Here is a 7,042-nt window from a genome sequence, read left to right on the forward strand (position 1 = left end):
TTTAGAGGTGAATTTAACCCTAAAAAATTTTGGGTTTCCTTTTGAACAACGGAATAAAAATTTCCCAAGGAAAATCCTCTTTCTTTTCAAGGTTGGCAATCCAACCCTGTACATATCCATTTGGGCTTCCAGTTCCCACGATTGTTTTTCCATCGGAGGATATTCCTGTGGCTCGCTCAAGAGTCCAAGCGTTCAAGTCTAAACCACAAGCATCGATCAATAGTTCTCTTAAATTTCTCATGCCATTTTTTTCATCCCAGATGAAAGCCTCGGTTTTATCACCCGAACCGCTATTACCAACTACAGTGGAACCATCGGCAGACACTGCCGAGGCAACGCTCACAGAACAACCGGGCAAATGGCCCAAGCCAACCATCCCAGCACTTTGGGTCCAGCGAAAGGCCTCCGCATATCCAGAACTCGAAACGCTATAACCAACCACGATGGCGCCGTCGGCAGATACATCAGTAGCCCCGCTTCTGAGATCGCCACGGGACAGAAAGCCCAAGCCGACCATCCCCTCGTTTGGGGTCCAGCGGAAGGCCTCGGATCTATTCTCCACCCCCTCGCCCGCCTCGGAACGACCCACAACGATGGCGCCGTCGGCAGACACACCAAAGGCGCAGCTCTCAGAATGACCAGGCAAATAGCCCAAGCCAACCATTCCATCGCTTTGGGTCCAGCGAAAGGCCTCAAATTTTTCATCCTCGGCCGTCGAAGAACCACCCACCACGATGGCACCATCGGCAGACACATCATAGGCATAGCTCTCAAGACTGCCCTCGGGCAAAAAGCCCAAGCCAACCATTCCATCGCCTTGGGTCCAGCGAAAGGCCTCCGTAGTTACAGACAAACGACCATAACCAACCACGGTAGAGCCATCGGCAGATACACTCAGGGCAATACTCTCATGGGTATCGGGAAGGAAGCCCAAATCAACCGCCCCACTGCTTTGGGTCCAGCGAAAAGCCTCCCTGTCATAACCCCATATACCCCAACCCACCGCAACAGAGCCATCGGCGGATACACCATAGGCCTCGCTTCCGCCGCGAAAGTCAAAACCCAAAAAGCTGGCTGCCTGCGCCCCGCCTGCCAGAGCTGCGCATAAAACCAGGGACAGGCTAATCAACCTTGCCCGTTTCATTTGGGTTCCCTCCACTTAGCACCTCTCTCGAGATGCGCGAACCATAGAAAAAAACCGTCGTTGATGTTCGATGCTCAAGTTATTTGGCTAACGGGATAACTTGATCAGTCAAAATCACGGAGGTGCCGACCGGCAGCGGGTTTACTTGATCTGGATCTGGATCTTCTTGTGCTGGGCCTCGGCCACCTTGGGCAGCCGGATTTTCAGGACCCCTTTCTTGAAGGTGGCCTCGATCTTGTCCTCCTGCACCGGTGCGGGCAGCTTGAAGGAACGCTGGAAAGTCCCCCAGTAGCGCTCCGCGAAGTAGTGCTCGGCGTCCTTTTCCTCCTCCTCCTTTTTCTTCTCCCCCCGTATGGTCAGCAGGTCGCCGGAGAGACTGACCTCCACGTCCTTGGGTTCAACGCCCGCCAGCTCGGCCTTGACGATGAATTCCTTCGGGGTTTCGGAGATATCCACGGTGGGCGCCCAGCCCTCCAAAAAGCCGGGGGCAAAGGGCACATCCCCGAAAAAGCGTTTCCAGAGGCGGTCCATCTCCTTGCGAAAATTGCTGAGTTCGGCACTGAAGGGCTTTAAGGGCAGAAGATCCATTTCATCCTCCTTTCTGCGAGCCGGTTGTTGGAAAATGTCGTCGGATCCCTGGACGACAATCACAAGCAAGGCCCGCCGGGGCTGCAGCCGCGGACCGTTTTGGGCCCGTCTTCATGGGCCGGCTTGCAGCAGCCGCGCCAGGGTTTTTTCTATCACCCGGGAGGTAAACGGCTTAGCGATCATTTCCTGAATGCCGACCTGCCTTGCCTCGGCCCGCACGTCCTCGCTGCCGTATGCGGTGATCAGAATCTTGATGCAGCCCGGGGCGATGCTCCGGATTCGGCGGAAAAACTCCAGGCCGTCCATTCCCGGCAGGCGGTAATCGGCGATGATGATATCATAGCGGTCGTGGTTGAGCCGCTCCATGGCTGTCTCGGCGGTTTCCACCGCCAGCAGGCGGCAGCCTTCGGCCTCAAAGAACATGCTGAGTGAATCCCGAATCCACTCGTCGTCGTCGATCAGCAGGATTCGCATCTGCCTGAGTGTGCCGAAAAGATTCATGATCCCGTTTTCTGATGCCATATCGCCGCGGGGCGCCGGCGGACAGCTGATATTTTTTTCCTCTGAACTGCTTCCTGAGCAAAAAAAATGCCACGGCCCGGGAAAGATAGTATCTCTTTATTTTCAATTGGTTGTATTACAGAAAAGCCTGCCCCAACGCCCTGGGCCAAACCCGTTTCGAAGGATTGCGAAGGACCCGTTGCAAAACTTCGAACCCTTTCACCGGCATTCAGCCCTCCGAGGCTTCCAGGGCCTCGAAGCCCGCAAGGATGTCCAACAGCTCGGCAGTGATCAAGACCTGACGGGTATCAGCGCCCAGAAGGAGAATCCTTCCCGGTCCCCGTCTGAGAGGGCATGGTTCAAAACGGCCTCGTTGAACTGCCCGCAGATCCCCTGGTCCGACCCGTCCACCACGCACACCGCCGGCCCCGCCATGCGCACGGGCCCCACCGCCCCCGGCAGCCGAAGGAGCGCCTGCCAGTCCAAGGCCACGCTGCGCTCCTAATCCGCCAGGGAGGCTACGGCCTTTTCCAGGTGCTGGATGTTGATGGCCGCTTGGTGGGAATGTAGGCCGAGATGTTCTGGGCCTCGGTTTCCACGATGGGCATGGCGGTCAACGAGCCCCGCCGGATTCGGGCTTCAGGTGGGTCCCCCGTTCCAGGAAACGCGAATGGATGTAGAAGATGTCGCCGGGAAAAGCCTCCCGCCCCAGGGGGCGGCGCAGCAGCAGCGAGAGCTGGCGGCAGGCCAGGGCATGGCGGGTCAGCGCCTCCACCGCGTTGGCGATCCCCGACGTTCGCTGGCCGATGGGAATCAGGGCGTCGACGACCTTGAGACCAGTCTGCAGGGGCTTTTCCACCGGCGCCCGCCGGATGATCTCCGGCGCCTGCTGCTGCACCGCCCGGCGCTCCGCCGCCGCCGAGGGCTCCCCCAACGCCGCCTTGAACTCCCGCAAGCACCAGTTCATGTTCCACGCCACCTGCCACTGGCCGAGGTTCAACCGCAGGCCGAAGCCCAGTTTCAGGGTCAGTGCGATTTGAGCCTCTCCGGGTGGTTATCCATGGCCAAACGCACCTTCTCCCGCTGCAGGCCGGCTGCGGCTAACTGACCACCCAGATGGCCATCTCGCGCGCCATCTGCATGACCTTGTTGCCCACCCGCCCCATGTAGAATTCCTGAATGCGGGAGAGCCCCCGGCGGCCCACCACGATGGTGCCGAAACCGCCGCGCTTGGCCGTCTCGTAGATCGCCCCCGAGCGGCTGGCGGCACCGGTTTGCAGTTCGGTCTGGATGCGCCCGACGGGAACACCGGCCGTAACCATGACGTTTTTGGCACTGTCCAGCTTGGCGCGCAGCTCCCGATCGACCTCGGCCATCAGCCCCTTTTCGCCCCCACCGCCAAAGATGGCTTCGTGGACCCCCTGGGGCCCACCAAAACCCTTGAGAACGGTCATCAGGGTGATGTCGAAGCTCCCCCCCACGGCCATCTGCGCCACATGCGCAACGGCCTTATCGGCCCCCTCGGAGCCGTCATAGGCCAGCAGCAGCTTGCCGGGTTTGGGCTTGCCGCCCACCATCCAGACCGGCACCTCCTGGCTCTTCTGGATCAGCTTGAGGGCCGTGCTGCCCACCACGATGTCCTTGAGGCGGCTCACCCCCCAGCGCCCCATGACCACCGCGCTGTAGCCCGACTGAGCTTCGAAGAGGATGTCGCGCGCGATGTCGACCTTGGCCGGATGCATTTCAACACGGATCGTCTTACCGTCGAAGCCGGCCTCCTCCAGAATCTTGCGTCCGTGGGCCATGCTCTCCTCGACCACCCTGCGCTGCTCGCGCTCCCAGGCGGCGATATCGGCCATCCGGGTCCGCCCCATGGGGTTGATGCCCATGTCCCAAAAGGCCTGGTCGATCTGCCGCAGGGCGTGGTAAAGCACCACCTGGACCACCTCGGGCGCCAGCATGTTCTTGATGTAGCGCACCGCGTCCAGCGCCTGATCCGAGCCGTCGATGGCCACCAGCAACTTCTTGACACCTGGATTTGTCATGTTTCCTCCCCCCTTTCGCTGTCTGCCGGAACGGCGCTGGGGCGGCGCCCACCGCCCGCCAGCGGCCCCTGAAACGCCCGGCGGAAACCTGAACCCCTATAAAGCACTGGCCCTTCCCACCTGCACAAGGACCCTTGGATCGTCAATTTTTGCCCCCATGATTCAAACGGGATCTATCGCACCGATTACGCGTCGGTCGGGCCTCAGTAAACCTCCCGCCGGTTCTCGCGATGATCGACGATGTAGAGCAGCGCGCCCTGCCCCTGGAGCTCCTCCCGGAGCCGGTCCAAGCGGCTGCGGTCCACATGGTAGGCCCGGATGTAGACGTTGCGAAAACCGGCCGGGGCCCCCTCGCTGCAGGAGAGCAGGCTCACCAGCCGGCCGCCGCAGCGGCCAATGATCCCGGTGAGGGCCTCGATTTGCCCCGGCGCCTCGGGGACCTGAATGGCGAACTGGATCCCCCGGCTTACCAACCCGGTGAGGCGTATCAGGGCGCGGAAGATGTCCGACTGGGTGATCACCCCCACCACCGCACCCCCAGCCACCACCGGCACACCGGAGATTTTGTGACGCAGCAGAATTTCGGCGGTTTCCTCCACCGTAAAATCCGGCGGGACGGTGACCGGGTTTTGGGTCATGATCTCCCGCACCCGAATCTTGCTCAGCAGGTAGAGCAGTTCATAAACGTCCAGGGCGTTGGCATCCGAGGCCGAGGCCCGCTTGAGATCCCGGTCGGTGATCACGCCCACCAGTTTGCCCTCTTCCAGCACCGGCAGCATTCGAATCTTGTGCTCCCGCAGGAGCTGGTTGGCATCCTTCATGGCGCCGCCGGCATCGACGGCGATGACCTCGGTGCTCATCCAATTTTTGACCAGCATCGGGGGTTCTCCTCATCTGGCCGGCGAGCGGCATCTCGAAAAGCGGCGGCAACCGGATCTGCACGGAAAATTAGCAGGAGCCATGCCAACCTTCCCTGATGGTAATCATGTTGTGTAATCAAAAGGTTGGCGTTACACGAAACTGCGGCGGACACCCCGTGGCAAGGGGGTTTCGCAAAATTGAGAAGGATGCCTGGAAATTTTCAGACCGCCTGGCGGCCTCTGCCAAAAAAAAGGAACCCAACCCGGGCTACTGGGTAGGTTCCTTCGAAAGATCTCTTGGCAGCTCCCGGATTGCCCCTGCAGCGCCATTTGCGACGATCACCCGAGGTGCCGCTGGCGGGGTCGTTACAGGGGAAGCGCGGCGCTATTTAAGCTTGTATGGGTTGATGGTCAGGACCGGCACCGGTGAGCGCCGGGCGACGTTCTGGGCGACGCTGCCGAAAATCGTGTGTTCCAGCCCCTTGCGGCCGTGGGTGGCCATAATGACCAGATCGATATTGTCGGCTTCGATGGTCTTGATGATCTGGTTGGCCGGATCACCCGTTACGATGCGCCGCTGGAAATTGGGACAGGCCTGCAGTTTTTCCTCGCAGATCCGCTCCAGCGCTTTCTCAGCCGCGGTCGCGGCCTCCTCCTGGAGCTTGTTGAGGGACGGGTGAGGCACGTAGACCTTCCCCCAGCGGCTCAGGTTTTCCACCACGTGCAGGAGATAAATCGTACTGTCGTACTTCTCCGCCATGGACATGACGAAGGGCAGGATCTTGCTGGAGTTTTCGGTCAAGTCGCAGGGAAACAAAATCTTTTTGAATTCCACCATGGCACCCTCCTCCTGGTTTTGAGGTTATGTCGGGCCGGCGGGGCGGCCTGCGCCGTCACCGGCCCTCCCGCCCGAGCACCGCTCCTTTGAATTACTCACATGTTACATCACCAATCGATGAACGGCAACCACCCCCCGCAACTGCCTGGGGTGAGCGCTGCCCGCGGCGGCTTCGGCCAGCAGCGCTCGTATCGAAAATCTTCGAACGCGCCTTCGCAAAACTTCGAACCCGGGGCGTTCAAGGTTGATGAAGCGGTAAAAAGTCACAAACCAGACGGTTTCGAAAAAAGTTCAATTTCAAGGCGCGCAAATTTCGAGGAGTGAGGCGTACTTATGTACGCCGCAGCGACTTCGAGATGCAGCGCAACGCCGAAATTGGGCTTTCTGAGCCGCCATCAAGGCTAGCGCGCCAGGGCCGCGGCGGTTTCCCGTGCCAGCAGACGGTGGTCCTGGGCCAGCAGAAGGTCCAGGCAGGCCTCCAACGGCTGGCTGGTGTTCAGGCGAACCAAAAGCTCCGCGGGAATCTCCGCAAGGGGGCTGTAGCGCGCCTTGAGGTCGGCGAAATGCTCCAGACGCGCATCGGAAACCGAAGGGGAACCCTCCCGCGCGGCCAGCCGCCGGCGCAGGACCGAATCGTCGGCAAAACACTCCACGAACAGGATGTTGACGTCGCTGTCCCGGGCCAGCCGAAGCACTTCGGCGCGCCGGCGGGAATCCGAAAAGGTGGCGTCAAGAATCACCGAAAGCCCTTTTTCAAGCCGCTCCTGGGCATCCAGCAGAAGCCGGCCGTAGGTCAGGGCGTCGGCCCCGGGGGTGTAGATCCCTTGAGCGAAAGCAGCCACGGCCGGCTCCTGCGGACGGCGCTGAAAGAGGGATTTACGCACCACATCGGAGCGCAGCACCTCTACGTCCAAGCGGCGCCCCAGGGCGCGCGCGACCGTGCTTTTGCCCGTCGCGGGCATCCCGCACGCCACCCAGAGGGTCGGCCGGGTGAACTGCACGGCATAACGGTAGGCCAGTGCCAGATAATCCCCGGCCTCGCCGGCGGCCGCCCGGCGGCCGGCCG

General features: G+C 60.8%; 8 protein-coding genes and 1 pseudogene. All 9 read right to left on the minus strand.

The window, feature by feature from the left end:
• Positions 1 to 19: 19 nt before the first annotated feature.
• Positions 20 to 1,144 (minus strand): hypothetical protein, encoded by a 1,125-nt coding sequence (locus LJE63_10690; GenBank protein ID MCG6907078.1) that lies wholly within the window; start codon positions 1,142 to 1,144, stop codon positions 20 to 22.
• A 141-nt stretch (positions 1,145 to 1,285) separates the two neighbouring features.
• A complete protein-coding gene (locus LJE63_10695; GenBank protein ID MCG6907079.1) occupies positions 1,286 to 1,732 on the minus strand; it encodes an Hsp20/alpha crystallin family protein in 447 nt (148 codons plus the stop codon).
• A 111-nt stretch (positions 1,733 to 1,843) separates the two neighbouring features.
• The gene (locus LJE63_10700; GenBank protein ID MCG6907080.1) at positions 1,844 to 2,233 is read right to left on the minus strand and encodes a response regulator; all 390 of its coding nucleotides are present in this window, start codon (positions 2,231 to 2,233) and stop codon (positions 1,844 to 1,846) included.
• A 291-nt stretch (positions 2,234 to 2,524) separates the two neighbouring features.
• On the minus strand, positions 2,525 to 2,725 hold the full coding sequence (locus LJE63_10705) for a hypothetical protein (protein MCG6907081.1): 201 nt from the start codon (positions 2,723 to 2,725) through the stop codon (positions 2,525 to 2,527).
• Positions 2,726 to 2,790: 65 nt separating this feature from the next.
• A pseudogene (locus LJE63_10710) lies at positions 2,791 to 3,128 on the minus strand (F0F1 ATP synthase subunit alpha).
• Positions 3,129 to 3,333: 205 nt separating this feature from the next.
• Positions 3,334 to 4,278, minus strand: coding sequence for a universal stress protein (locus LJE63_10715; GenBank protein MCG6907082.1), 945 nt, complete (start codon positions 4,276 to 4,278; stop codon positions 3,334 to 3,336).
• A 203-nt stretch (positions 4,279 to 4,481) separates the two neighbouring features.
• Positions 4,482 to 5,156: a CBS and ACT domain-containing protein gene (locus LJE63_10720; protein ID MCG6907083.1), complete on the minus strand. Its 675-nt coding sequence runs from the start codon at positions 5,154 to 5,156 to the stop codon at positions 4,482 to 4,484.
• A gap of 367 nt (positions 5,157 to 5,523) precedes the next feature.
• Positions 5,524 to 5,976 carry a universal stress protein gene (locus LJE63_10725; protein MCG6907084.1) on the minus strand — a complete coding sequence of 151 codons (453 nt, stop codon included), beginning with the start codon at positions 5,974 to 5,976 and terminating at the stop codon, positions 5,524 to 5,526.
• A gap of 401 nt (positions 5,977 to 6,377) precedes the next feature.
• Positions 6,378 to 7,042 (minus strand): ATP-binding protein (locus LJE63_10730; GenBank protein MCG6907085.1); only part of this gene is annotated, 665 nt, incomplete at its 5' end.

It is taken from the genome of Desulfobacteraceae bacterium (assembly GCA_022340425.1).
Lineage (GTDB): Bacteria > Desulfobacterota > Desulfobacteria > Desulfobacterales > JAABRJ01 > JAABRJ01.